This window comes from Providencia sp. PROV129, from assembly GCF_028482245.1.
Taxonomy (GTDB): domain Bacteria; phylum Pseudomonadota; class Gammaproteobacteria; order Enterobacterales; family Enterobacteriaceae; genus Providencia; species Providencia vermicola.
In genome coordinates, this window is record NZ_JAMPQD010000008.1 from 237,965 (window position 1) to 262,694 (window position 24,730).

The 24,730-nt window shown below is 40.6% G+C and carries 22 protein-coding genes and 1 pseudogene; 12 read left to right on the top strand and 11 right to left on the bottom strand.

Annotated features, from left to right (window positions below):
* Window positions 1–476 precede the first annotated feature (476 nt).
* Window positions 477–1,400 carry an LpxL/LpxP family Kdo(2)-lipid IV(A) lauroyl/palmitoleoyl acyltransferase gene (gene lpxL / locus PSF27_RS06100; RefSeq protein WP_206082594.1) on the bottom strand — a complete coding sequence of 308 codons (924 nt, stop codon included), beginning with the start codon at window positions 1,398–1,400 and terminating at the stop codon, window positions 477–479.
* 266 nt (window positions 1,401–1,666) lie between these two features.
* On the opposite strand from lpxL, the pseudogene PSF27_RS06105 reads away from it, so the two are divergent.
* Window positions 1,667–1,849 (top strand): annotated as a pseudogene (locus PSF27_RS06105) (zinc-binding dehydrogenase); the annotation flags it as partial.
* Window positions 1,850–1,937: 88 nt separating this feature from the next.
* Here the strand turns inward: PSF27_RS06105 and PSF27_RS06110 are convergent.
* The 6 genes from PSF27_RS06110 to galE form a co-directional block, all read right to left on the bottom strand.
* A complete protein-coding gene (locus PSF27_RS06110; protein ID WP_206082595.1) occupies window positions 1,938–3,569 on the bottom strand; it encodes a sodium/sugar symporter in 1,632 nt (543 codons plus the stop codon).
* A 280-nt stretch (window positions 3,570–3,849) separates the two neighbouring features.
* Window positions 3,850–4,854 carry a substrate-binding domain-containing protein gene (locus PSF27_RS06115; protein WP_272681085.1) on the bottom strand — a complete coding sequence of 335 codons (1,005 nt, stop codon included), beginning with the start codon at window positions 4,852–4,854 and terminating at the stop codon, window positions 3,850–3,852.
* A gap of 136 nt (window positions 4,855–4,990) precedes the next feature.
* Entirely contained in the window at window positions 4,991–6,022 is a 1,032-nt protein-coding gene (galM, locus tag PSF27_RS06120; RefSeq protein WP_206082597.1) for a galactose-1-epimerase, read from the bottom strand.
* Window positions 6,023–6,042: 20 nt separating this feature from the next.
* Window positions 6,043–7,194 carry a galactokinase gene (gene galK, locus PSF27_RS06125; RefSeq protein WP_272681086.1) on the bottom strand — a complete coding sequence of 384 codons (1,152 nt, stop codon included), beginning with the start codon at window positions 7,192–7,194 and terminating at the stop codon, window positions 6,043–6,045.
* Between the two features lie 81 nt (window positions 7,195–7,275).
* A complete protein-coding gene (locus PSF27_RS06130) occupies window positions 7,276–8,328 on the bottom strand; it encodes a UDP-glucose--hexose-1-phosphate uridylyltransferase (protein WP_206082599.1) in 1,053 nt (350 codons plus the stop codon).
* A gap of 12 nt (window positions 8,329–8,340) precedes the next feature.
* Window positions 8,341–9,366, bottom strand: a complete 1,026-nt coding sequence (gene galE, locus PSF27_RS06135) for a UDP-glucose 4-epimerase GalE (protein ID WP_272681087.1) — start codon at window positions 9,364–9,366, stop codon at window positions 8,341–8,343.
* Between the two features lie 462 nt (window positions 9,367–9,828).
* Between galE and PSF27_RS06140 the strand changes: the two genes are divergently transcribed.
* From PSF27_RS06140 to PSF27_RS06160, 5 genes are read left to right on the top strand one after another with little or no spacing between them, the layout of a single operon-like run.
* A complete protein-coding gene (locus PSF27_RS06140; RefSeq protein ID WP_206082601.1) occupies window positions 9,829–10,542 on the top strand; it encodes an IclR family transcriptional regulator in 714 nt (237 codons plus the stop codon).
* 56 nt (window positions 10,543–10,598) lie between these two features.
* Window positions 10,599–12,227, top strand: coding sequence for an OPT/YSL family transporter (locus PSF27_RS06145; protein WP_206082602.1), 1,629 nt, complete (start codon window positions 10,599–10,601; stop codon window positions 12,225–12,227).
* 21 nt (window positions 12,228–12,248) lie between these two features.
* Complete coding sequence (locus PSF27_RS06150) at window positions 12,249–13,451, top strand: aminotransferase class V-fold PLP-dependent enzyme (protein WP_272539151.1); 1,203 nt, start codon at window positions 12,249–12,251, stop codon at window positions 13,449–13,451.
* Window positions 13,448–14,173 carry a dipeptidase PepE gene (pepE, locus tag PSF27_RS06155; RefSeq protein WP_206082604.1) on the top strand — a complete coding sequence of 242 codons (726 nt, stop codon included), beginning with the start codon at window positions 13,448–13,450 and terminating at the stop codon, window positions 14,171–14,173. Before PSF27_RS06150 ends, pepE begins: the two co-directional genes overlap by 4 nt.
* Window positions 14,173–15,117 carry a DUF1177 domain-containing protein gene (locus PSF27_RS06160; RefSeq protein WP_272539149.1) on the top strand — a complete coding sequence of 315 codons (945 nt, stop codon included), beginning with the start codon at window positions 14,173–14,175 and terminating at the stop codon, window positions 15,115–15,117. The genes pepE and PSF27_RS06160 overlap by 1 nt, the downstream gene beginning before the upstream one ends.
* Window positions 15,118–15,170: 53 nt before the next feature.
* Here PSF27_RS06160 and uhpC read toward each other — a convergent pair whose 3' ends face one another.
* The 4 genes from uhpC to PSF27_RS06180 all read right to left on the bottom strand — a co-directional run bounded on the left by uhpC (window position 15,171) and on the right by PSF27_RS06180 (window position 18,971).
* Window positions 15,171–16,496, bottom strand: coding sequence for an MFS transporter family glucose-6-phosphate receptor UhpC (gene uhpC, locus PSF27_RS06165; protein ID WP_206082606.1), 1,326 nt, complete (start codon window positions 16,494–16,496; stop codon window positions 15,171–15,173).
* Between the two features lie 183 nt (window positions 16,497–16,679).
* Entirely contained in the window at window positions 16,680–17,309 is a 630-nt protein-coding gene (locus PSF27_RS06170) for an NAD-dependent dehydratase (protein ID WP_272681088.1), read from the bottom strand.
* 85 nt (window positions 17,310–17,394) lie between these two features.
* Window positions 17,395–18,651 carry a type II toxin-antitoxin system HipA family toxin gene (locus tag PSF27_RS06175; RefSeq protein WP_272681089.1) on the bottom strand — a complete coding sequence of 419 codons (1,257 nt, stop codon included), beginning with the start codon at window positions 18,649–18,651 and terminating at the stop codon, window positions 17,395–17,397.
* A complete protein-coding gene (locus tag PSF27_RS06180) occupies window positions 18,648–18,971 on the bottom strand; it encodes a helix-turn-helix domain-containing protein (protein ID WP_206082609.1) in 324 nt (107 codons plus the stop codon). The genes PSF27_RS06175 and PSF27_RS06180 overlap by 4 nt, the downstream gene beginning before the upstream one ends.
* Before the next feature lie 311 nt (window positions 18,972–19,282).
* Here PSF27_RS06180 and hemP point away from each other — a divergent pair, with 311 nt between their 5' ends.
* The 6 genes from hemP (at window position 19,283) to PSF27_RS06210 (ending at window position 24,730) form a co-directional block, all read left to right on the top strand.
* A complete protein-coding gene (gene hemP, locus PSF27_RS06185; RefSeq protein WP_225819117.1) occupies window positions 19,283–19,456 on the top strand; it encodes a hemin uptake protein HemP in 174 nt (57 codons plus the stop codon).
* Between the two features lie 85 nt (window positions 19,457–19,541).
* Window positions 19,542–19,757 (top strand): hypothetical protein, encoded by a 216-nt coding sequence (locus PSF27_RS06190; protein WP_206082611.1) that lies wholly within the window; start codon window positions 19,542–19,544, stop codon window positions 19,755–19,757.
* A 59-nt stretch (window positions 19,758–19,816) separates the two neighbouring features.
* Window positions 19,817–21,817 (top strand): TonB-dependent hemoglobin/transferrin/lactoferrin family receptor, encoded by a 2,001-nt coding sequence (locus tag PSF27_RS06195; RefSeq protein ID WP_272681090.1) that lies wholly within the window; start codon window positions 19,817–19,819, stop codon window positions 21,815–21,817.
* A gap of 25 nt (window positions 21,818–21,842) precedes the next feature.
* A complete protein-coding gene (locus PSF27_RS06200; RefSeq protein WP_272681091.1) occupies window positions 21,843–22,892 on the top strand; it encodes a hemin-degrading factor in 1,050 nt (349 codons plus the stop codon).
* A gap of 18 nt (window positions 22,893–22,910) precedes the next feature.
* Complete coding sequence (locus tag PSF27_RS06205; RefSeq protein ID WP_272681092.1) at window positions 22,911–23,732, top strand: heme/hemin ABC transporter substrate-binding protein; 822 nt, start codon at window positions 22,911–22,913, stop codon at window positions 23,730–23,732.
* Window positions 23,729–24,730, top strand: a complete 1,002-nt coding sequence (locus tag PSF27_RS06210; protein ID WP_206082615.1) for a FecCD family ABC transporter permease — start codon at window positions 23,729–23,731, stop codon at window positions 24,728–24,730. The genes PSF27_RS06205 and PSF27_RS06210 overlap by 4 nt, the downstream gene beginning before the upstream one ends.

The following is a 24,730-nucleotide window of genomic DNA, read 5'->3' on the forward strand; positions in this document are numbered from 1 at the left end:
GGGTAGGGCTGAGTTAGTGTTGATTATTTTTACGCTAACTGCCGATAATATATACAAAATAGATTTGGAAAAGATTATCTCATAAAATCAGGTAGGTTTGGGCAGCTAAAGCTAAAATAATAGTCCTCTTGTCTATTCATAGAACAGTAAAAATAATAAAATTGATTATAAAAACACCAAGAGATCTATGTGTATGACGATTATACATGATTGAGGCTGCTTAGAAATATTATCGCTTTTATCAGCTTCCCAGCTATCTATGGCTGGGGACCTGATTGCTTTGTGTATCAGTACCACATGCAAAACATAACGACTCGAGAGGCGCTATTGTAGAAATAGTTTGATAAAACGTTTTTTAATTACAACAATAACATTGCCTAGAATATTTATTTTTTTAGTATTCTCTTGCTTGCACTTCTTGTCTTAAAGACCCTTATTAGCCCTATAATCAGAAAAACACGCATATTTTATTGTCGCTAAATATATAAGGAAGCCTCTCCATCTGGCCTAGTTTTAAATCGTCTATGAGCCCATAAATACTGTTCAGGTGCTTTTATTATTTCCTTTTCTAATATGGAATTAATAATAGTGGCGTCTTGTAAAGCATCATTAGTCGGATAATTAATAATTTCTTTTCCTAGTACTAAATCATAATTAATACCATTACTATTACGTAATAATGTCACCGTCAGTGTTGGTGATTGAGACAGTTGAGCAAGCGTTGATGTGCCTTTTGAGGTAGATGTATTTTTAACTGAAAAAAATGGGGCAAATACAGTCCCTTTTCTGCCAAAATCTTGGTCTGGTGCAAACCAGATGGCTTTACCGCTCTTCAATTCTTGTACCATGAATCGTAAGTTTTTTCGGTTTATCATCCCTTTTCCTGATCGGCATCGTCCTTTTGTTTGAATATACTCCATCGCTTTATTGTTATGTGGCCTATACATCGCATTAACAGGAAAACAAAGCCCCATGATCCTACCGCCCAGCTCTAAAGACATAAAGTGAACACCAACTATGATGACCCCTTTATTTTTGCTAATAACATCTTGATAATTAGACATTCCTTTGACTTGAAATAATTTTTTTATTTTATTATCACTCCAAAACCACGCAATCCCTGTTTCAAATAATGCAATACCTAACGACCTTAAGTTTTCAGTAACGAGGTCATCTATCTCTTTGGTACTTTTATTTGGGAAACATAACTCTAAATTTCTTTTTATAATTGAAACTCTTCTTCTAATAAAATACTTCGAGTTTTCGCCCAAAAAAGCACCAAGCTTAACTTGCCATTTATAAGGAAATTTAACCAATAAAAATAAAAATACAATTCCTAACCATGTCATAGCATATTTAGGATGGAGCAACTTTATAGAAAATAAATTTTTGGTGTACATGATATTTATCAACACTTCATCTTTGCGGTATGCAATCTACGTTAGACAGTTGAATTTTTTTAAAATTCAACATCTATGATTAATTATTTATCAACGCCACGGTTTCAGCAAAAAACTCTCACTGGGCTCATGTCCATACGATCGCCTATATAAATCAACCCTATCAATAAACGCATACTCTGAAATATGTTACCGCTTTGCATCTAAGTTCACTAAAAGTGATATTGTTATACCTCATATTGAAACAGCTATGATTGGTATGATGGACACCCACGATTCAAGGAATTGGTGTTGGTCATCGCCGAGCACTTCAAGATTTTGTCAGGGCTGTCGACTCAGTCAAGTTAAAACCAGTAATCGATAAATTATTCCGCTTTGACCAACTGCCAGAGGCACTGGCACTACTCAATCAAGGGGCATTTGGAAAAATCGTTATCGAAGTAAGCTGATATCTGACCCAAAATAAAATCTAGCAATAAATGACAAAACCCACTTTTGTGGGTTTTGTCATTTTATTTATATCAACACACTTGCTGATTACCAAAACAAAGCATACAACACACACAAGATAACCATAATTGCATAGGACGCAATATTGAACCCTGTTGATGTTTTAAACGTTTCAGACGTCAAGATAATCGCGCCATTGCTATCATCCTCTTTTGCTGTTGTCAGGCTAATTAAGCCAATCACTACCGCAGTGAAGAAGAAGGTGTACATCATTTGGTCGAGGAATGGCATTCCAAGAGGCATTAACTTTAAAAATAATGCAAATGGAATGGAAAGCAGCACACCGATAATAGCACCTTTCGCATTGGTTTTTTTCCAGAACAGACCAAGCAGGAATACCGCTAAAATACCAGGGCTCACTAAGCCAGTATATTCTTGAATATACTGGAATGCTTGGCCAATATTCCCCAGCAGTGGCGCAATAAAGCAAGCAATAATTAACGCAATAACTGCACTAACCCGCCCAACATTCACTAATTTATGATCGGCAGTTGCTGGAGCAATATATTCTTTATAAATATCCATAGTGAAAATGGTTGCCACAGAGTTCAACATGGAGGCTAAAGAAGAAACAATCGCAGCGGCCAATGCAGCAAACACGACACCTTTCGCACCAACAGGTAAGAACTGAGTTAACCATGGATAGGCTTTATCAGCTTGCGCCAAGGTTGGCATATGTTCAGAAGCCATTGTCCCTAAGCCAGCCAGTAATGCAGGGTCAGAGACAATCACAAATGCAGCAATCCCAGGGACGACAACAAGAATAGGGACAATGAGTTTTAAGAATGCCGCAAACACTAGACCTTTTTGTGCTTCGCCAATGGATTTAGCGGCCAATGCACGCTGAATAATGTACTGGTTAAAGCCCCAATAATATAAGTTTGCAACCCATAGGCCACCAATCAGTACTGCGATACCAGGTAAGTTACTGAATTGCGGGTTATCTTGGCTCAATATCATCTCAAAGTGAGCTGGAGCCTCGCTCGCCATTCTGCTCATACCTGCAAACAAACCCGCATCGCCACCAATATAATTCACAGCCATAATCGTGGTTAAGAAGCCACCGAGGATTAGGAAGAAAACTTGCACAACATCGGTCCATGCAACTGCCGATAAACCACCATAAAGGGAGTAAATAACAGCAAACAGTGCTAAACCAAAAATAGCGTAATGCATTGGAATACCAAGGATGGTTTGTAATGCCAATGCACCTAGATAGAGTACTGAGGTTAAGTTAACAAAGATAAATAAAGCCAGCCAAAATACAGCTAAGATCGTTTTTAATGTTTTATTAAAGCGTTTTTCAACAAACTCAGGAATGGTGAATATGCCTTTATCTATAAATACAGGCATAAAATACTTAGCAACGATAATTAGCGTCAATGCGGCCATCCACTCATAAGAAGCAATGGCTAGTCCGATAGAAAAGCCGGAGCCAGACATACCAATAAACTGTTCTGCGGAGATATTTGCTGCAATTAAAGATGAACCGATTGCCCACCAAGGCAGTGTTTTTCCTGCTAAGAAGTAGTCTTTTGTTCCTTTTTTTTGCCCATTTTTATCTCGAGATACCCAAAGCCCGACGGTAATAATGATTAGCACATACAAGATAAATATCCCGTAGTCTAAAGTGCTTAATCCAACACCTTCTGTCTGCATAATAAATTTCCTTCGCCAAGTGATAACGAAGCAAGTGTAAACGTTACCACAAAATAACTCCGTTACTTGAATCACATATTTTCACCATTTTTTTACTTATGCCTATTAATCCCACAGAAATTGCACTAACAATGCAAATTCAACGTATTAAAAATAAGTAAAAGCAAGATTTTGACTAAAAAAATAAGAAAACATGTTAAATACGTGACAAACCTCAAAAACAAAATGTAAACGTTATCATTTGACATTATGCTTTGTGGTTTTTATTGAGATAGAACGATTAAGAATACAGTGGACGAACAGAGTTTCGTTGAACTAAAGTGGGAGAATAGATTAAATTATCGCCAGCGATAGTTTCACCTCGAGCTAAAGAGAGTGCCAATTGCGTGGCTTTTTCTGCCATCATTTGAATCGGATAGCGAATAGTGGTTAAACGGGGATGAATATAACGTGCGATTAATACATCATCAAACCCAATCACAGAAACTTGGTCTGGGGCATTAATTTCATTTTCATCAAGTACAGCAATAGCACCTGCTGCCATAAAATCGTTGTAGCCTACAACCGCCGTTATCGCCAAAGATTTGGTAAGCAAATTTGTCATCGCTTGTTCACCACCTTCACCATAAGGCACCCCATATTCAATATAGCTATCCGAAAGCGTTATCCCATTGTTTTTTAAGGCATCACGGTAGCCTAACAGACGCTGTACCGCATCCTCAATTTGATGATTGGACGAAATGTAAGCAATTTTCGTATGGCCATGGCGAATAAGATGTTCCGTCGCTAAATACGCGCCTTTGTAATTATTCAGTGAAATACAGCGATTACCGATTGCTTCAATATGGCGATTTATCAGTACCATACTGGGAACTTCTTTCGCATATTCAATCAGTTCATCATCAGACAGCGCTTTAGAATGGATAATCAACGCATCACATCGGTTATTGATCAGCAACTCTATTGATTGCCGTTCTTCTTTCGCATTGTGGTAACCATTACAAATTAAAATATGTTTACCATTTTTGTGGGCTACTGCATCAACAGCTTTGACCATGACGCCAAAGAAGGGGTCTGAAACATCGTTGACTAGTACGCCAATAGTATTTGAGCTCTGATTAACAAGGGCACGTGCAGCAGCATTTGGGCGGTAGCCAAGTTTATTCATGGCTTTTTTTACGGATTCAATCGAGGCTAGGCTCGCCTTTGGTGACTTATTTATCACCCGTGAAACAGTTGCAACGGAAACGCCTGCTTCTTTCGCTACATCTTTGATTGTCGCCATCGTGCACCTCTACAATTAGGATGGCTTATTAAACAATGTGCTAGGATTAAAAACAATGGCATTACGCATAATAAAATTGTTTAAATCAAAAGAAAACACCGCTAAATCGCGGTGTTGAACATACAAAACAATAAGTTTAGAAAATAAATTGGTAGCACGTTTCACTGATGTAAATCTGTTCAGGCTGTGAAATCGGGCTAAACTGCGCCCCCCACTCAGGGTGGTTTACTGCATTAGGGGGAAATTGCGTTTCAAATGCGACGCCTGAATAGGGGGCATATTCCCCTGTCTTTCCTGCAACTGAGATTAAATAATTTCCTGTATATAATTGCATTGATGGCATTGTCGTTAAAACATTCATTTGTACATCCCCGTTAGGAGAACGCAGTGATGCAATGGGTTGCCGAGCATTATTCAATGTATCATCAAGAATAAATGTGTGGTCGTAACCTCGAGCCGCTTTTTGGTCTGCATCTTGTAAAAAGTCGCGGCCAATTGTTTTTACACAACGAAAGTCAAAATGTGTATTCGCTACGTTTTTCCATTCTCCCGTCGGAATACCGTCTAAATCAGTTGGTAGGTAATAGCCGCTCTGGATTTCTAACTCATGGCCTAATACGGTTTCTCCCGCCCCTTCCCCTGCAAGATTAAAATACGTATGGTTTGTTAGGTTGACTGGGCATATCTGTGTTGTTTGGTGTTGATAACGAATAACCACTTGGTTTTCTTCCGTTAATTCATAATTCACCTCAACCTTTAGCTCCCCAGGAAAGCCTTGGTCGCCATCAGGTGAAATTAGCGAAAAAGTGACTTGATGTGCATTTTGCTGGGAAATATTCCATATTCGATAACTGAAATTATCTTTTCCACCATGCAAGCAATGAACACCTTGGTTATTTGTCACGTTGTACTGTATTCCATTAACTGAAAATTGTGCATTTTTAATGCGGTTTGCCACTCTACCGACCGTTGCCCCTAAATATACCTCCTGCTCCTTTTGTTTGGTCATATTAGGGGAGCCTAAAACAACATCACGTTGCCCATTTGCGAGGGGTAAAATACAACTTAACCAGCTCGCACCTAGGTTTGTCAGGATAATTGTCATTCCTCGTCGATTGGTTAAGGTTACCACCGTGGGTTCAGATGAAACGGAGTCTCTCTCTTGCATAAACAATCCTTTGCCCTGAATTATATAACGCCTGCACCTTGGCTTGGTTGGCACACATAAATATCCGCATGTAAACCTGTTTTATTCGCATATTGGGCTTCAACTGCATTGATGACAGGCTGAACAAACTGCTGTTGCATTAGTGCGACCACACAGCCGCCAAAACCGCCCCCTGTCATGCGGACACCACCTTGAGAGCCTAGAACCGATTTCACGATGTCCACTAACGTATCAATTTCTTTAACTGTGATTTCAAAATCATCACGCATAGAAATATGCGATTGTTCCATTAACTGGCCAAGTAACAATAAATCATTTTCTGTCAGCGCTTTGGCCGCTGATAATGTGCGCTCATTTTCGCTAATGACATGCTTTGCACGCTGAGCAACAAGGGGGGACAACAAGTGTTGTTTCTGTAAAAAGTCTTCATAGCTCACGTCTCGTAATGCTTTAACGCCAAAGGTTTTCGCGGCTTCCTCACATTGCTGGCGACGCGTGTTGTACTCACTCCCAACCAGCCCTCGTTGTTTATTTGAGTTGATTATCATCACAACTAAATCATCAGGGATGGAAATAGGGAACAGTTCTAAGCTACGGCAATCAATCAATAAGGCGTGCCCTTCGTCCCCACACGCAGAAATAAGCTGGTCCATAATGCCGCAATTACAGCCAACAAATTGGTTTTCCGCCTGTTGACCATTAAGCGCAATTTCTTGTTGGCTAATATCTAATTGATACAAACTCTTAAGAGTCTGACCTATCACCACTTCTAATGAGGCCGAAGAGCTCAAACCTGCGCCTTGAGGGACATTTCCACTAACTGCTATATCACAACCATTAAATGAAAAACCGCGTTCTAATAAGAACTTAATCACACCACGAATATAGTTCGCCCACATTTTTTCAGGTAAAAATGTAATTTCGTCGTCTAAGCTGAATTCATCACTGTCATTATCATAATCAGCAGCAACAACACGAATAACACGATCTCCGCGTTTTGATGCCGCTGTCATGGTTTGGTAATCAATGGCACAAGGTAAAACAAAGCCGTCGTTATAATCGGTATGTTCACCAATTAAATTGACCCGTCCAGGCGCTTGAACATAGATATCAGCGGGGTAACCAAATGTTTTTTCAAACGAACTAGCAACCTTCTGTTTTAGTAATTCCATTATCGTGTTCCTTAATCATAAAATTGATTTGCTCGGAAAATAAAAACCAAACAAATATTAATTAGGTGTGTTTCTGTAGGATTAGCACTGTTTATAGTGCTGTTCACTCACATCTCTTAGTCGTTGAGCCGCCTGCTCAGGGGTTAAATCACGCTGTGTTTCTGCCAGCATTTCATAGCCCACCATAAATTTTTTCACGGTTGCAGAACGCAGTAATGGCGGGTAGAACAACGCATGTAACTGCCAATGTTCAATGTTTTTAGGTTCTTTAAAATAAGGGGCGAAGTGCCATCCCATTGAATAAGGAAAAGAACATTCAAATAGGTTGTCGTAACGACAGGTCAGTTTTTTCAGCGCAACACTCAAGTCCAAACGAATGGCATCGCTCATCTCATCCATGCGTTTAATGTGTTGTTTTGGCAATAATAAGGTTTCAAATGGCCAAGCAGCCCAATATGGCACCAGTGCTACCCAGTGCTCAGTTTCAACCACTATACGAGAGCCATCCAGTCGCTCTGCGTTAACATAATCCATCAGTAAGTTAGTGCCATTGCGTTGATAATATTCAGATAAAAAATGGTTTTTACGCTCAATTTCATTAGGCAAAAAGTCACTCGCCCAAATTTGCCCATGGGGATGTGGCTGTGAACACCCCATAATTTCACCTTTGTTTTCAAATACCTGAACCCATGTATAACACTTACTTAGTTCACTAATCTGCTGCTGCCATGTGTCTATCACGCCGCCAATTTCAGACAATGAAAGTTCAGGTAAGGTTTTACTGTGATCTGGCGAAAAACAGATCACTCGGCTAACGCCGCTCACTGATTGAGTTTGAAATAATTCAGACTGGTTTTTCGGTTGCGCACAGGCATCTGCCAATAAAGCACCATGGTCATTTTGAAAAACATACGTTCCTTGATAGTTAGGGTTCACTTCCCCTGAAACCCGTGTATTGGTTGGGCAAAGAAAACAATCAGCATCATAATGGGGTAAGTTTTCTACCGCAGGCTTTTCATCCCTACCACTCCAAGGGCGTTTGGCTCTGTGAGGGGAAACTAACACCCATTGCCCAGTGAGTGGGTTATAACGGCGATGAGGGCAGTCTGAGGGGTTAAATTGCATTGTGTTCATCCAATTACTCTCCTATTCACCGTAACCATTGGGATTATTTGATTGCCAACGCCAGCTATCTATCGCCATATCATCAATGGTACGGCACGTTTTCCAACCAAGTTCGCGATACGCTTTTTCAGGGGTTGACCAATATTCGGCAATATCCCCCGCACGACGTGGTTCAAACACATAAGGGATGGGTTTTCCTACGGCTTTTTCAAAAGCCTGCAATACTTGTAGCACACTGACACCGCAGCCCGATCCTAAATTATAGGTGTGCAGCCCCGCTTTATGGCCGACACCCTGTAATGCAGCGACATGTCCATCCGCCAAATCCATCACATGGATATAATCACGAACCCCTGTTCCATCAATGGTTGGGTAATCGTTTCCATAAATAGCCAGTTTTTCCCTTTTTCCAACAGCGACCTGTGTAATATAAGGTGTTAAGTTATTTGGGATACCCTGAGGGTCTTCACCAAGTAATCCTGAAGAGTGTGCGCCAACGGGGTTAAAATAGCGCAACACCGATATCGACCAAGTGTTATCTGCTTGATAGAGATCCCCAAGACAACGTTCAACCATGTATTTACTTGTGCCATAGGGGCTCTGAGTATTCCCTGTCGGGAAATCTTCAGTAATAGGTAATGTATGAGGCTGTCCGTATACTGTTGCGGAAGAACTAAAAATCAAACGCTTTACGTTCACTTTTTGCATGCAGCGCACTAATACTAAGGTTCCATTGAGGTTAACATCATAATATTCAATCGGTTTTTCGACTGACTCACCGACTGCCTTTAACCCTGCAAAATGGATCACTGAATAAAATTGGTGGGAGGCAAAGATCTCATTGAGTGCTTGCTCGTCACGAACATCACATGGGTAAAATACAGGCCGAACCCCCGTTAATTTTTCAATGCGATTAAGGACTTCCCGCTTTGCGTTATACAAATTATCAACGATAACAGGTGAAAACCCTGCTTTTATTAGTTGAATACAAGTATGGCTGCCGATATACCCTAACCCACCTGTGACCAACACTTCAGTCAGTTGCATTTTTCACCTCTACACGTTTTTTAATCTTTAAACTTGCCATTACTGCGGAGTATAACAATGAGTCATTGCCCGCTTCTGTGATCAACCTCGACTTAGTGTAAACGTTTACACAAAAAATATAAAGGCTCCCTGAAAATAACCAAAAAATAAGAGTGAAGGAAAACCACACTATTTATTTAGCTCAATGAAAGCATTCTCTCGTTTGGATTGTGTCGCTAGTAGGAACACACTAAAAAAAATAAAATCATTAAAATTCAATTCATTATAATAGACATTGAAATTTCAAATATAAAAAACTGATTAATTAAGTGATCCAATTAACACTGCAGCAACAATCCATTTACTTCACCAGCCATTTAATCTAATTATATCTTTACTAGATATAGGAACACTGTTCCTCAAAAAGGAACGATAGAGATAACAATAAAATCGCATTCTCACGTTAACGCATAGGGGAAATTTATGAATAATCGACTACAATCTGCGGGTTTTGTCCTCGCTCTGCTTGATTATTTCTCAATTAGCAAACCAATATGGGGAGTGCGAGAACTCGCACGCCATATTGATAAGAGCCCTTCTGTTGTCCAACGTGGCTTTAATATTTTAGAAGAACAAGGCTTTCTCCAAAAAAATAAAAATAAAGAGTATTTATTAGGTTTGCGCTGTATTGAAATTGGTCACCTTGCGAATAACACACGACAATTTTCGCAATTAGCAAATGACTACTTACGTCCCCTTGCGGATAAAACCCATGAGACTATTTTTATCTATCGTCGTTATAATGACATTGCTATTTGCAATTTTATTTTAGAAAGTGAGCACCTTATTCGTTTTACTTCAAAAGAAGGTGAAGCATTATCATTGCATGAAGCACCTTTTACCCAAATTATTCTCAGCTCGATGGATGTCTCCTATATTGATGAGTATCTTGAAAAACATGATTTACAAGACAATGAAACATTGAAGAAACAATTAAAACTGTATTCTGATGAAGGCTACGCTTATTCCAAAGAAGCTTATTTAGTGGGCACACAAGGATTATCCGTTCCCATTTTTTCATTTGAAAAAGGCGTTTTAGGTTCACTTTGCATTGCTGCATCAAGCCAAAGTAAAAATTTAACTGAATATTACCCATTATTAAAATCTACAGCCAGTAAGTTATCCGCCATATTCTAAATATGGAAATATAAATTATAAAAATTAAATAATAATTAATTAAAATAGGTAACTCTATGAATCTATCTCATGATAAAAATGATACTGAGGTACGTGTATCTATTTTCTCACCAGCAATATTAATTGCTATTGTTATATTATCTTTTGTGGGTGCCATTATTGGCATTCAAATTATTGTCACACTCGGAATATCTGCAAATACATCCATTATAGGTGCCGTATTAGCTATTTTATTATCTCGGTTACCTATTGGTATATTTGCTTCATTTAAGTTTATAGATGCACAAAATTTAATTCAAACCAGTATTTCTGCTGCCACCTTCGCCGCCGCTAATGGCCTGATGGTTGCTATCGGTGTACCTTGGGTACTCGGCCTTCCAGAACTGATTTACCCTATGATGGCAGGGGCTTTTTTTGCCATTATCATTGATGGCACAATGTTATACGGTCTATTTAATACTAAAGCTTACCCAGCAAGTGCATCATGGCCAGCGGGTGTTGCTACGGCAGAAACACTATGGGCAGGGAATAAAGGTGGAAAACGGCTAGGCGCATTACTTGCTGGATTTACTGCGGGTGCAGTTGGTGCAGGATTCGGCATCCCGATGGCATCTGCGGGGATTGCCCTAATTGGTAGTATCTTTGCCTTATTCATGTTTGCAATTGGTTTACTCATTCGAGGGTTTTCTGAGTCAGGCTTAATTACTTATAATTTATATGAAAACTATGTCCCTCATGGGGTGATGATTGGTGCAGGCATTGTTGCATTAATTCAAATTGGTGCGATTGTTTTTCGTCAGAAAAAAAATGACGACCCAATACAAGAAGAAAGCGAAGAACTCGCTCAAAGTAGCCGCCGCATTAAGTCAACGTTAATGAAAGGTGCCATCTTTTATTTCTTAACGGCATTAGCACTAACATTCATTAGCCAAATATTTGTCACTATGACATTACCGCAGTTAATTGGCTTTCTGATTTTTGCCACGCTAGCTGCCTTAATTCAAGAAATGATAGTCGGCATGGCCGCCATGCACTCTGGCTGGTTTCCCGCCACCGCAGCTGCACTTATCTCACTCATGATTGGTATTTTACTTGGCTTTCCGCCAGAGGCGCTTGCTGTGCTTGTCGGTTTTTGTGTCGCCACAGGCCCCGCCTTTGCCGATATGGGGTTCGACCTAAAAACGGGCTTTATGATCCGCGGGTATGGCAAAAACCAAAGTGCGGAACGTTTTGGCCGTAAACAACAATACTTTGCCTCCATTATTGGTTTTACCTGCGCATTGATTGTGGTTGCGCTCACTTATGATTTCTATTTTCAACAAGACAAAATTGTCCCTGCCTCTCGTTTATACGCTGCCACTATTCAAGCGGGAAGCTCGTCTGATGTCGCCATGATGCTGCTCCTGTGGGCTATCCCTGGTGCAGTGATCCAATTAATTGGCGGTGCAAAACACCAAATTGGCGTTCTATTTTCCACAGGCTTGATGATCAACTACCCCATCGCGGGCTGGACAGTCCTCGTCGCGTTAGCCGTGCGGATAATCATTGAGCGCTTCTTTCATGTTAGCTCCGACAAAATATCAACCTTTGCAGGCGGTTTGATTGCAGGCGATGCGCTGTATTCAACAGCAAAAGCCTTCTTACCCACCATAAAAGCCAAGCTGCTCGCTTTATGGACTCGCTAATTTGATGAGAGGAAATAAATAATGACGAACAAATGGTCTCACGTCGCAAACGATACTTTGGTTTCACAACATTTTGCGTATTTTGACACTGGAGCAGCGGCGCCTCCACCAAAACAGGTCATTGATGCTGTAAAAAATTACCTTGATAAAACTGCAGAGCTAGGTATCTATCTACCCAGTTTTCGAAAAGAAACATACCAACAAGTTGAAATCTGCCGTCAGAAAATGGCGGCCTTTATCGGTGCGAAAGAAACCGAAATTGCTTTTACCAAAAATGGGACAGAATCCATCAGTTTAATTGCCCGCGGGATCACATGGCAGCCTGGAGATGAAGTGATCATCCCAGATACTGAAATGCTCAGCAATATCGCTATTTGGCAATTATTGGCTGACGAAAAAGGCATAAAGGTTGTTACTGTTCAGGCAGATAACCAAGGCGTTATCGACCCGATATCAATCAAAGAAGCCATTACACACAAAACCAAACTGCTAAGCTTTGTCGCACTTTCGAATATCACAGGCGTTATGCAACCTGTTAAAGCTATTTGTGAAATCGCAAAACAGCACAACGTGCTCAGTCACGTCAGTGCTTCACAAGCACTTGGTATGTATCAAGTTAATGTTAATGATTGGCAATGTGATTTTATGTCCTCTTGTGGACGCAAAGGATTAAGAGCCATCGAAGGCAGTGGCATTCTTTTTGTTAAAGAAGATAAGATTACTTCGATGATACCGATGTTAGCGGGGTGGTGGAATAGCAGCATTGATAGTAATACAGGCCATATTGTTCTGCCTAACACAGCCAAACGGTTCGAAGCTGGCTGCCCTAATGTGCCTGCGATTATCAGTTTAAATACCGCATTAGACTATGCAAATCAGTTAGGCATCTTGCAGATAGAGGAACGAAATCGCGAATTAACTACCTATGCGATGAAAAAACTTGCCTTATTATCTGGTATTGAAATTTACGGCCCTGATAATAGCCACCAGCGAATAGGTATTATTCCATTTAATATTCGCGAGATTCACTCTGATTTATTAATGCAGAAATTAGAAACCAAAAATATCATCATTGAGTCAGGCCATTTTATGGCAACTGCTATTTTAGAATTTTATCACATAGAAAAAATGGCACGTATCTCCCTGCATTATTTTAATAACGAAAATGAAATTGACAGATTAATAACCGCTCTTCAAGAAATAATTAAGGAATATAAAAAATGACAAAGGCACTATTAATGAGCAGTTCACGTATGGGAAATATGAATTATTTAGAACATGCAGATGAACAAATTCACCGTTTATTACAACATAAAGAACAAGAAATTTTATTTATCCCTTACGCTGCTGTGACATTTAGCTTTGATGATTTTGAAGCTATTGTTCAACCTGTCTTTAACGCTTTAGGGTACAATTTAAAATCAATTCATCGTTTTAATGACCCAGTTTCAGCTGTTAAACATGCACAAGCCATTGCTATTGGGGGTGGAAACACATTCGCACTCCTAAAACGCTTATACGATGCCAAAATTGTTGAGCTAATTTCACAACGCGTCAAACACGAAGCAACACCTTATATGGGGTGGAGCGCAGGTAGTAATGTCGCAACACCAAGCATACGAACAACCAATGACATGCCGATTGTTCAGCCTCCGTCTTTTCATGCCCTGAATATCGCCCCTTTTCAAATCAATCCACATTTTATTTCTGGCAAACCTGTCGGCCATAATGGTGAAAGCCGCGAAGAGCGCTTAAATGAATTTTTAACGATTAATCCGAGTGAAGAATTAATTGCCTTATATGAAGGTACAGCTCTATTCATTGAAAATGAACAAGGTACTATTTTAGGTGACCAGAATGCACTTTGGTTGAGAGGGCCAAATGAGATTGAAGAGATTTCGGCAAATCATCCATTTCGCTTAGATATGATTAAAGGAGCCAACTAATGTCACTTAATTATATCAGTCAAGTGTATGACTTACTTGATACCCCCCAAGTTGATGGTGCCAAAATGGCAGAATTGCTGCGTTCAGTGGGGGTAGAACACGCCAATATTCAAGTCACGTCTATTCCCTATGAAGCACCTGAAGATCCTAGCCAACTGTGTCATTTTATTAAAGTAACACTTAAGGGTACTGAAGGTAAGCTTTCGGGTGGCAGCTACCCCACATTAGGCATCATCGGCCGTTTAGGTGCTCAACAAGCACAACCCAATAGAATGGGGTTAGTATCAGATGCGGATGGCTCGATTGTTGCGTTTGCCAGCGCCATGAAACTACTGGATATGGCAACTAAAGGTAACCGCTTAAAAGGTGATGTAATTATTTCCTCACATATCGCCACTCATGTATCAATCACCCCCCATGACCCTGTCGACTTTATGGGGATGCCTGTTTCTTCATCAACAATGAATACCTATGAGGTTGATGAACAAATGGATGCGATTTTGTCAATCGACACATCGAAAGGAAATAGCATCATTAAGCACCGAGGTATTGCTATTTCACCAACCGCAAAACAGGGGTATATTTTACGCGTATCCCCTGACTTAGTGCGTTTGTTGGAGTACGCAACAGGCGATGTGGCCAAAACATTCCCAATTACAACGCAAGATATTTCCCCTTATGACAACGGGGTTTATCACTTTAATTCAATCATGCAACCGCATGTCGCCAGCCCTGCCCCTGTTGTTGGTTTAGCCATTACCGCTAAAACCATCGTTCCAGGGAGTGATACTGGTGCAAGTTATGAAAGTGAACTCATTGATGCAACGCGTTTTACGGTGGAAGTCGCTAAGCAATTTTGTTGGGGGCGCATTCAGTTTTATCAACAAGATGAATATGAAGAGCTTTATAATTTATATGGCTCATTAGCCCAAATACAAGGTTAATCACTTTACCAAAAAAAGCCCACAATAGTGGGCTTTTCAATATGTTAAACATATTAATCTTCTATTATCACTTTCTTTTTGGTCATTACCATTGCAATGATCAACAATAAAATTAAGAAAATAGATAAAGTTAATAGTAAAGAATAGAAACCGTTCCACTGGTATTTTTCAATCACAATGGATAATGGATAACCTGCAATTGATGCACCTATATAGGCAAATAAGCTCACGAAACCAGTCGATGCACCAGCAGCATTTTTATGGGAGTTTTCAGCAGCAGCCATAGCAATTAAGAACTGTGGGCCAAAAATAAAGAAACCCGTCATAAAAAATAAGAACGAAAAGACATATTCATTATCAACAGGTACAATCCATAAACAGAATGATGTGATAATAATACCCAATGCGTAAATTACGTTCATTTGCGCACGGTTTCCTTTAAAGATTAAATCAGAACCCCATCCTGCAACAATTGCACCGAAGAAACCGCCAATCTCAAACATCATGACAACAGCATTAGCCGAAAGCAAATTAAAGCCATGTTCTTCGATTAAATATAAATTAGCCCAGTCATTAATACCTGTTCTGACGATATAAATAACCGCATAGGAAATCGCGAGAACCCAAAGGACTTTATTTTTGAAGATGTATTCGTTCAGAATTTTACCTAAAGGCAAACCAGCCCCTTTAGCTTCATACTTTAATTCCTCAAGGTCATTACGCCACTCACCCACAGTGGGTAACCCCATGGTACGAGGCCTATCACGCAAAAGAATACATAACCCAATACCAATCACAATGGCAATGATACCAGGAATGATCATCCCATAGCGCCAACCTAACGCGAGTGCAACTCCCCCTGATAAGATGGGAATTATTGCCCCACCAATATTATGGGAAGTATTCCAAATCGCCCACCAAAGACCACGCTCATTACGCGAATACCACGTATTGAGAATTTTGGCACAAGGCGGCCACCCCCAACCTTGGAAGAAGGCATTCACCATCCATAAGAAAATAAACATCGATATTGAAGAGGTTAAACCGAATAGAATATTCACAACGCCCGTTGCGATTAAACCAATTCCCATAAAATAGCGCGGATTAGACCTATCACCGATAATACCAGAAAGGAATTTAGATGCGCCATAAGTTAGGTAGAACGCGGTACCTACCATACCGATGTCAGCCTTAGTGATCCCTAAGTCAGTGAGCATCTCTGGCATCACGAAGTTAAAGCTTTTGCGTGTGAAATAAAAAACTGCGTAGCCAATGTAGCTCACAATCATTAAATGTAATCGCCAGTATTTGTATTTAGCGTCGATTTCAGATTTCGACATTGTGACTGGTATATCTGGTTGTTCCTTAAATATTGACATATTTAACCCCGTCTAAAAGTACAAGCAGGCAAAAATATGACAATAAACATGCAGCAGCAATAAGTGAATACACTTAAATATTACATTTTTGTTACGTTTTTGTTTCAAAATGTTGTATGCATCAAATAATGCATTTTTTCTTATTTTATCTATAACACTAAAATAAAAGTGCTCAGTAAATTGTTATGCAAGTTGTTTCGATGAAATAATTCTCACCCCTTTTTCTGAATGAATAGCTGAATTTAGCAAAGCGCTAGCAATATTTTTTGCAGGGCTAATTTGGCAACTCGCAGGTAATATTCGGGATAAACAAGAAATAAGACGAATAACAATAACTTCACCAAGGCGCTCTTGATTGCGATGACCACTAATGACATTAGGACGCACTAATGTCAATGACTCAAAATTCAAGGCGATTAAGCTTCGTTCAAGCTCCCCTTTTATTCGGCTGTAGAAGAATGGTGAGTTTGCATTAGCACCTAATGCAGAGGTTAACGCATAAGTTGGACACCCCCATTTTTTGGCAAGTTTTGCGCACGCTAAGGGATAAGTGTAATCAACTTGGCGAAACGCAGATTTTGAACCCGCCACTTTCATTGTTGACCCTAAAGTGCAAATCACCGCATCCACTTCCCATATCATCGCATCATCGGGAAGCTGTTCAAAATTAACAATCGGTGCGAATAATTTGGAGTGCTCAGGTAATGCATGGCGTACAGGAGCAACAATTTGGCTAATTCGAGAGTCTGCAAGCGCTTGCTCTAACACATGACTACCCACTAACCCTGTTGCACCTATTAGTAATATTTTCATGGATAATCCTCATAAATTAGAAATAAGGCCAATAATGCGGACTCAAAAAATATCCGTATCAATGCACTGAATATAGAAAGTTATTTTAACCAATCCGAAAATCATCACTTAACTGAGCCCAGTGTCTAATTAATTGTTCTTTCTGTTCTTGGAACATAGGCAACTCCTTTAGCATCAAGGGCCAATACGCTCTCGCATGTTGCATAACATCTAATAAATGAGGCTTGATGACAAGCCAAGGAACACCAACTTTTTGTGCCCACTGTTCAAAATGCGCCAACGTAATCTCATTCCATTGTTTTGTACCAACAAATTTTAATGCAAGTTTATCGTTCGCAATGTAAGGACTCGTGAAAACCACATCATATAATGGTGATAGGCAAGGAGATATTTTATCTCGGTAGATTAGTGACCAATTTTTTAAATGGGTATCTCCATTACCTAATAAAATATTAATTAACAATCTCCTCGCCATTTGTTGAATATCTTTATATTTTTCTGAACTTGAATAATAAAGCGTGCTTCCTAAAATTTCATAATTTGCTTTTTGATACTTATCAGTGGGATATAAACCAAATATTTGAGCAAAATCCTCCGTATGAATTCGGCCTTCTGGGCTACGATCAAACCGTTTAATCCCATAAGCATATTCCTCATCAGCCAACTTTATATCTGGAAGATCCTCAAGCTCTGCTAACTTAATTAACCGTATTTCGGGGATGTCTGCCCCTGCACTTTCAGCTAATCTCATGCAGGTATATTCATTGACTGGAACACCCTGGTGCAATGTGGAAGGCGTTTTAACAATCCACATATCCTCTGAAATTTCTTGATTAATATAGTAGCGTCCATCTAAATAAGAAGACGAAAATTTTATTTGAACGCCCGCTAATGAAAATTTGTTATCTGAATGCTTAACATCAATTTGTTGTGGTTCAGTCGAAGTTCGATATTGCAAAGCCCAATCAGGCACTTTTCCAGCACGAATTGGTTCTACATATAATGCCCCAGATAAATTACGTCCTAAATATGCCAAGAGCGCAAATTCATTGTCTATCTGACATTTAATCATTTTTGCAGTGTGTTCCCTTAAAGCCCCTTCAGGTAACAAATTGGATAAAATAGGAGGGAGCTTTATTCGACTCATTAATGGGCTATCAAGATAATCTGTGTCCATTAACTGCCGCAATGTGAACACTGGACGCTCTAGCACTGACATACCCACAAAGTCAGGATGAAAAACGAGTATATTCCTTCCCCCTACATAATGAACAACAATGGCAACCTCTAAACCATATAACTGGATCCTGAGTCCTTCAACATTTTCAGTTTGTTTACTCATTTCGTCCTCGTGATATTTGTCCAAAAATCTAAATCATCACTCTGTGAGGTTTGTAAATCTTCCTGGTCATCTGGCAGGTGTGTTTTTTCAGCATTAAATTGTAATGATGTTTTATGCGAATCTTTCTGTACAATTGAAAGCGCTAAGTCTAACCCTTCAAGCACACGAAGAAATGTTGATAATTTAATATCGTTACCTGCTTCAACACGTTGGTATTGTTGCTGCTTCATACCAATACGCATGTACATATCTTTTTGCTCAAGACCTAAATTTTTGCGTTGTTTAATCAATGTGCTCGCTATTTTTTTAATCTCGTCCATACCCACCTCAAATTACAACTTAAGTGATGTTTATTACTCAATAATACAACTTTAACATTGTAAAACTTCAAAATACAACTAAATATTGTACAAACAAAAAAACAACCTGCAGATTGTTTAAATTAAAAATTACAACAAAATAGTTGTATTATAACTTTAATACAATAACTAAGTTGTTTTTAATTCAAAATTTGCAGCTTGTAGCTCTTTTGTTGTTTGATTGTGAAAATCACTTGATATTGGCCATAATTATAAAGATAATCATTCTCAATATCATTTCTGTTATCAGTGTAGTTAGCATGGTAAATAATATGACAGCGCCAGTTGCAGAAAATATCGCCGAAACGGCCAAGCAAACAATCAAAACTGACGTCGTAGAGAGCCAACAGCTCTTGGGGCCGACAGGAAAGGTTTCCATACAGCACAATGGCGAGCTTTACCAGTTAAGGCAAACACGTACAGGTAAATTGATTTTAACGAAGTAACGTTCCAACAAAAATTTTATTCGCAAGCCACCTAGGTCACTCATCCAGGCAGCCAGCTTAATCTAAAACATAGGAATCGGTTTCTATGGAGTTTAAACTGTCGTCTGTATTTGCTGATTTTTCATCCAAAAAGCAAGCAAAAAGGTCATACTCCGACCGCGTAAAATTCGCAATCATCACTCGCACACTTTGCGATATTCCTGCGCATCTTACATTCGAAGCTCCCCATGTAATGCCTATTTCCTATCCTCCTGATGGGCAATCCGCCTGTCTATATGCATTTTCACCATTACATAAATAGCCTTTTATTTTCGCTAGTTAGCCTAGCAAAAAATGAAATTTTTACGGAGTATCACCATTATGTCTCATGTTTTACGGATATCCGTGTTGACCAGTGCGATCCTAAGTGTCATCGCCAGCGCTCATGCACAAGCGGCTGAACCCTCAACGACTAAAAAAAGCAATGACGTCATGACTGTTTATGCAACAGGGACTGAACGTGATAGCTTTGATGCGCCCATGATGGTAAGCGTGATTAAAAATGACTCACCTGAAACCCAAACGGCAAGCACGGTTAATGACATCCTACGCAAAGTTCCCGGCATTAACGTGGCAGGCACAGGCCGTTCAAATGGGCAAGATGTCTCTATGCGTGGCTTTGACCGCCAAGGGATCTTGACCCTAGTAGATGGCGTTCGCCAAGGCACCGACACAGGCCATGTGAATGGCACATTTATTGACCCTGCTCTGATTAAACAAGTTGAAATCATTCGAGGCCCATCCGCCCTGCTTTATGGTAGCGGTGCAATGGGGGGAGTCATCGCATGGGAAACCGTTGATGCTAAAGACCTACTACGCGATGGGCAAAACCAAGGTTTTCGCGTATTTTCCCAAGCTGCGACAGGTGACCATAGCTTTGGTTTTGGTGGCACAACGTTCGGGCGTACCGATAACCTTGATGGTGTTTTTAGCTTTGTAACAAAAGAAGTGGGTGATATTCGACTCAGTAACGGCGATGACATGGATAACAAAGAAACTATTGCCAACCTGCTAGCCAAAGGCACATGGCAAATAGATGATGCACAGAAGCTTGCAGGTCAGGTTCGTTACTATAATAACGACGCCCATGAACCTAAAAATCCACAGGCATTGAATGTCGGTAAAGATAACCTACAAGTTAACCGCACCACACGCCAACGTGATGCACAGGCAACTTACCAGCTCAACCCTGCATCACAAGATTGGTTAAACCTAAAAGTTACCCCTTACTATTCTGAGGTCAATATTACAGCAAAAGGGATTGGAACCCCTTATGAAGGCCGCACACAAAAAACCTACGGCTTAAAAGCAGATAACCGTTCTAACGTTTATGATTTACCGCTGGCGGCTCATAACCTCACCTATGGCAGCGAAGCTTATAAGCAAAAGCAAACCCCTTACGCAAACACAACCCAATTCCCTGATGCGGATATCACCTTTGCTTCTGGCTTCTTGCAAGACGAAATTGCCCTAAAAGACTTACCCGTGTCATTTATTGTGGGGACACGTTATGACCACTATAAAGCAAAAGCAAAAGGCAATGAGGACGTTAAAGCAGATAAATGGTCATCAAAAGGTGCGGTAAGCATTACGCCAACAGATTGGTCCATGCTATTTGCATCCTACTCTGAGGCTTTCCGTGCGCCGACAATGATGGAAATGTATAACGATGCAATTCATTTCCCTATGGGGCCCAACAAATACAACAGGTGGCGACCAAACCCAAACTTAAAACCAGAAACAGCCCAAACTACTGAATATGGGATGGGATTACGTTTTGATGATTTATTGATGGAAAGAGATAACCTGCAATTTAAAGCCAGCTATTTTGATACAAAAGCCAAGGATTATATCAATACAAGCGTTAACTTTGCTGAAGGTTATACCACATCTGTTAATGATAAACGCGCCAAAATTTGGGGTGTAGATGCATCACTGGATTATACAACAGACTATTTCACGTGGAACCTAGCCTACAACCGTACAACAGGCAAGAACGAATATGACGGCAAATCAATTACGTCAATCAAGCCAGAGTCATTAACCAGTAACCTGTCGATTCCTGTCGCTAATAGCGGTTTCTCTGTGGGCTGGTTAGGGGAATTTACCCGCCACACCGACTTTAATAAGGCCTCTAAAGCTAAGCAACAAGCTGGCTATGCCGTCCATGATTTCTACGTTAGCTACCAAGGCGACGGTGAACTCAAAGGTTTAGGCACGAGCGTGGTGTTAGGCAATGCCTTCGACAAAGAATATTACTCATCACAAGGCATTCCTCAAGATGGACGTAATGCCAAGCTACTGGTCAGCTTCCAGTGGTAATTCATACAATACTAAGGAGATAGACGTGAATCCAACCATTTTCGAGCGTTACCAACAAGCCAAAGCAGATAACAAAGCCAAATACGCTCGTGATCTTGCCGCTTACCTGAATATTTCTGAAGCACAGCTACTGCACAGCCGTGTGGGTCATGATAAAGCCGCGCGTTTAGAAGTTGACGCGCCAACCTTGTTGACTGAATTAGCGGCAGTTGGGCAAGTCAAAGCCATTACCCGCAATGAATATGTGGTGCATGAACAAGTGGGTCGTTATGACAATGCAACATTCAGCCCTCACGGTGGTTTGATTTTAAACCCTCGCGCGCTTGATTTGCGCATGTTTTTTTCCCATTGGGATGCGATTTTCGCACTGACAGAAGACACCAAACACGGTGAACGCCACAGTATCCAGTTCTTTGATAAACAAGGTGATGCGCTGCATAAAGTCTACACCACAGATGAAACTGACATGACGGCATGGCAAGCACTGATTGAAAAATACACTGCCGAAAATAACCGTGAATTAGCCCATGTACCCGCTACGCCATTCACTAACCAACCTGTTAGTGATGAACTAAAACAGCAATTAGAACAAGAATGGCGCAACATGACCGATGTGCACCAATTTTTTGTGTTATTGAAAAAGAATAATTTGAGCCGCCAGCAAGTTTTCGCCGCTGTGAGTGATGATTTAGCCTGGAAAGTGCCGAATGATTCCTTCAATCAGCTGATTAACACTGCGTTCAATGATCAGAACGAAATCATGATTTTTGTGGGCAACCGCGGATGTGTGCAAATTTTCACTGGTGAAATCAAAAAAATCATGCCATATCAGAGTGAAGGTTCAGACTTGAAATGGCTTAACATTTTCAATCCTGATTTTACCTTACACATGATTGAAAATGGTATTCATGAGTGCTGGGTAACACGCAAACCAACGCAAGATGGCTTTGTGACTAGCCTTGAAGTTTTCGATATTGAAGGGAATCAAATCGCACAAATGTACGGTCAACGCACTGAAGGTACGCCAGAGCAAGAACAATGGCGCCAGCAAGTCACTGCGTTACCCCGCATTTAAAATTTAGGTAAATTTATTATGAAACAATGGCTTCTAACCTTATCGGTCCTGTTTATCTCATTCAGTTCTTATGCTACCCAGCGCATTGTCACCCTCGGTGGCGATGTGACAGAAATAGTTTATGAACTTGGCGCTCAAGAACAACTTGTGGCCCGTGATAGCACCAGCTTGCACCCAGAGCAAGCGACTAAGCTTCCTGATGTGGGCTACATGCGAATGCTTAATGCAGAAGGCGTGCTTTCAATGCGCCCAACATTGGTCCTTGCCAGTGAATTAGCAAAACCATCCATGGCGTTAACGCAAATAGAAAAAAGCGGCGTTAAAATCATCAAAGTCACGGGAAAGCCGAGTTTAGAAGCCATTCCAGAAAAAATCACCACCATTGCCACTGCGGTTAACAAACCTGAGCAAGGTAAGCAATTGGTGGATAAATTTAATCAATCACTTAGCCAAGTCAACACCGCGCCAATTGATAAAAAAGTTTTATTTATCATGAGCCACGGTGGCGTACTTCCCCTTGCTGCGGGGAAAAAAACCGCGGTTGATAGCATGATAACCGCAATTGGCGCAAAAAATGCAATGGCCAATTTTGATAGCTATCGCCCGCTTTCCTCGGAAGGTTTATTGTCCAGCCAACCAGACTTAATTGTTTTCACTGAAGAAGGCATTAAATCATTAGGTGGCGTTGATCGCGTGTGGAACTTGCCTGGTATCGCTATGACCCCTGCGGGGAAAAATAAAGCACTCGCCGTCGTTGATGATGTGGGCATGCTGACATTCAGTTTAGGCACGCCAAAAGTTATGCAGCAGCTACGAGAGGCATTAGAGAAGTCCCAATGATCCGTTTTAAGCGCCCTTTTTTCGTTATTCTTATTTTATTATTCGTGCTTTGTGGCTTGACGTTTATTGCATCCAACGCAGGGCCGATAAATTTTTCGTTCAATACACTGTGGCAGGCTTCTGCCACTGACCCTGACTGGCAAATTTGGCTAAATATTCGTTTGCCACGCGTCTTAATTGCCATTTTAGTGGGGTTAGCGCTGGCCGTGTCTGGCGCCATTATGCAGGGGCTTTTTCGTAATCCACTCGCTGACCCTAGTTTACTGGGCATTAGTAGTGGTGCAGCATTAGCCGTTGCCGCTTTTATCGTTTTATCATTTTCATTACCAGCAGTAATGCAAAACTATGGCCATATCGCAGCAGCTTTTATTGGTAGCTTAGTTGTCTCCTTAATTATTTTTAGCTTAAATCGTTCATCCAACGGTAATTTGGCGCGTCTACTCCTGGCTGGTATCGCGATAAATGCACTGTGTATGTCATTTATCGGCGTACTCAGTTATATCAGTAATGACCAACAACTCAGAACCTTTAGTCTCTGGATGATGGGTACACTGGGAAATGTGGATTGGATGTCTCTAGCCATTGCCGCTACGGTCATTTTACCTGTCACCCTAGTGTGCTTATGGCAGGGAAACAAGCTAAATATCCTCCAATTAGGGGATGAAGATGCTCATTACCTTGGTTTGAATGTTGAACGGGCTAAATTTACCTTGCTGTTTCTCAGTGCCTTATTAGTCGGGTGTGCGGTGGCGATGAGTGGCGTAATTGGCTTTGTTGGGTTAGTGGTTCCACACTTAATCCGCATGACATTAGGCCCCGACCATCGTTGGTTAATACCAGGGGCAGCCATTGTGGGCGCTGCCCTGTTATTAATCGCCGACACCATTGCCCGTACCGCGGTCGCCCCTGCTGAAATCCCTGTGGGTCTGCTTACAGGGCTAATTGGTGGGCCATACTTCTTATGGCTTATTTTACGCCAGCCTGCGGGGAGAATGTAA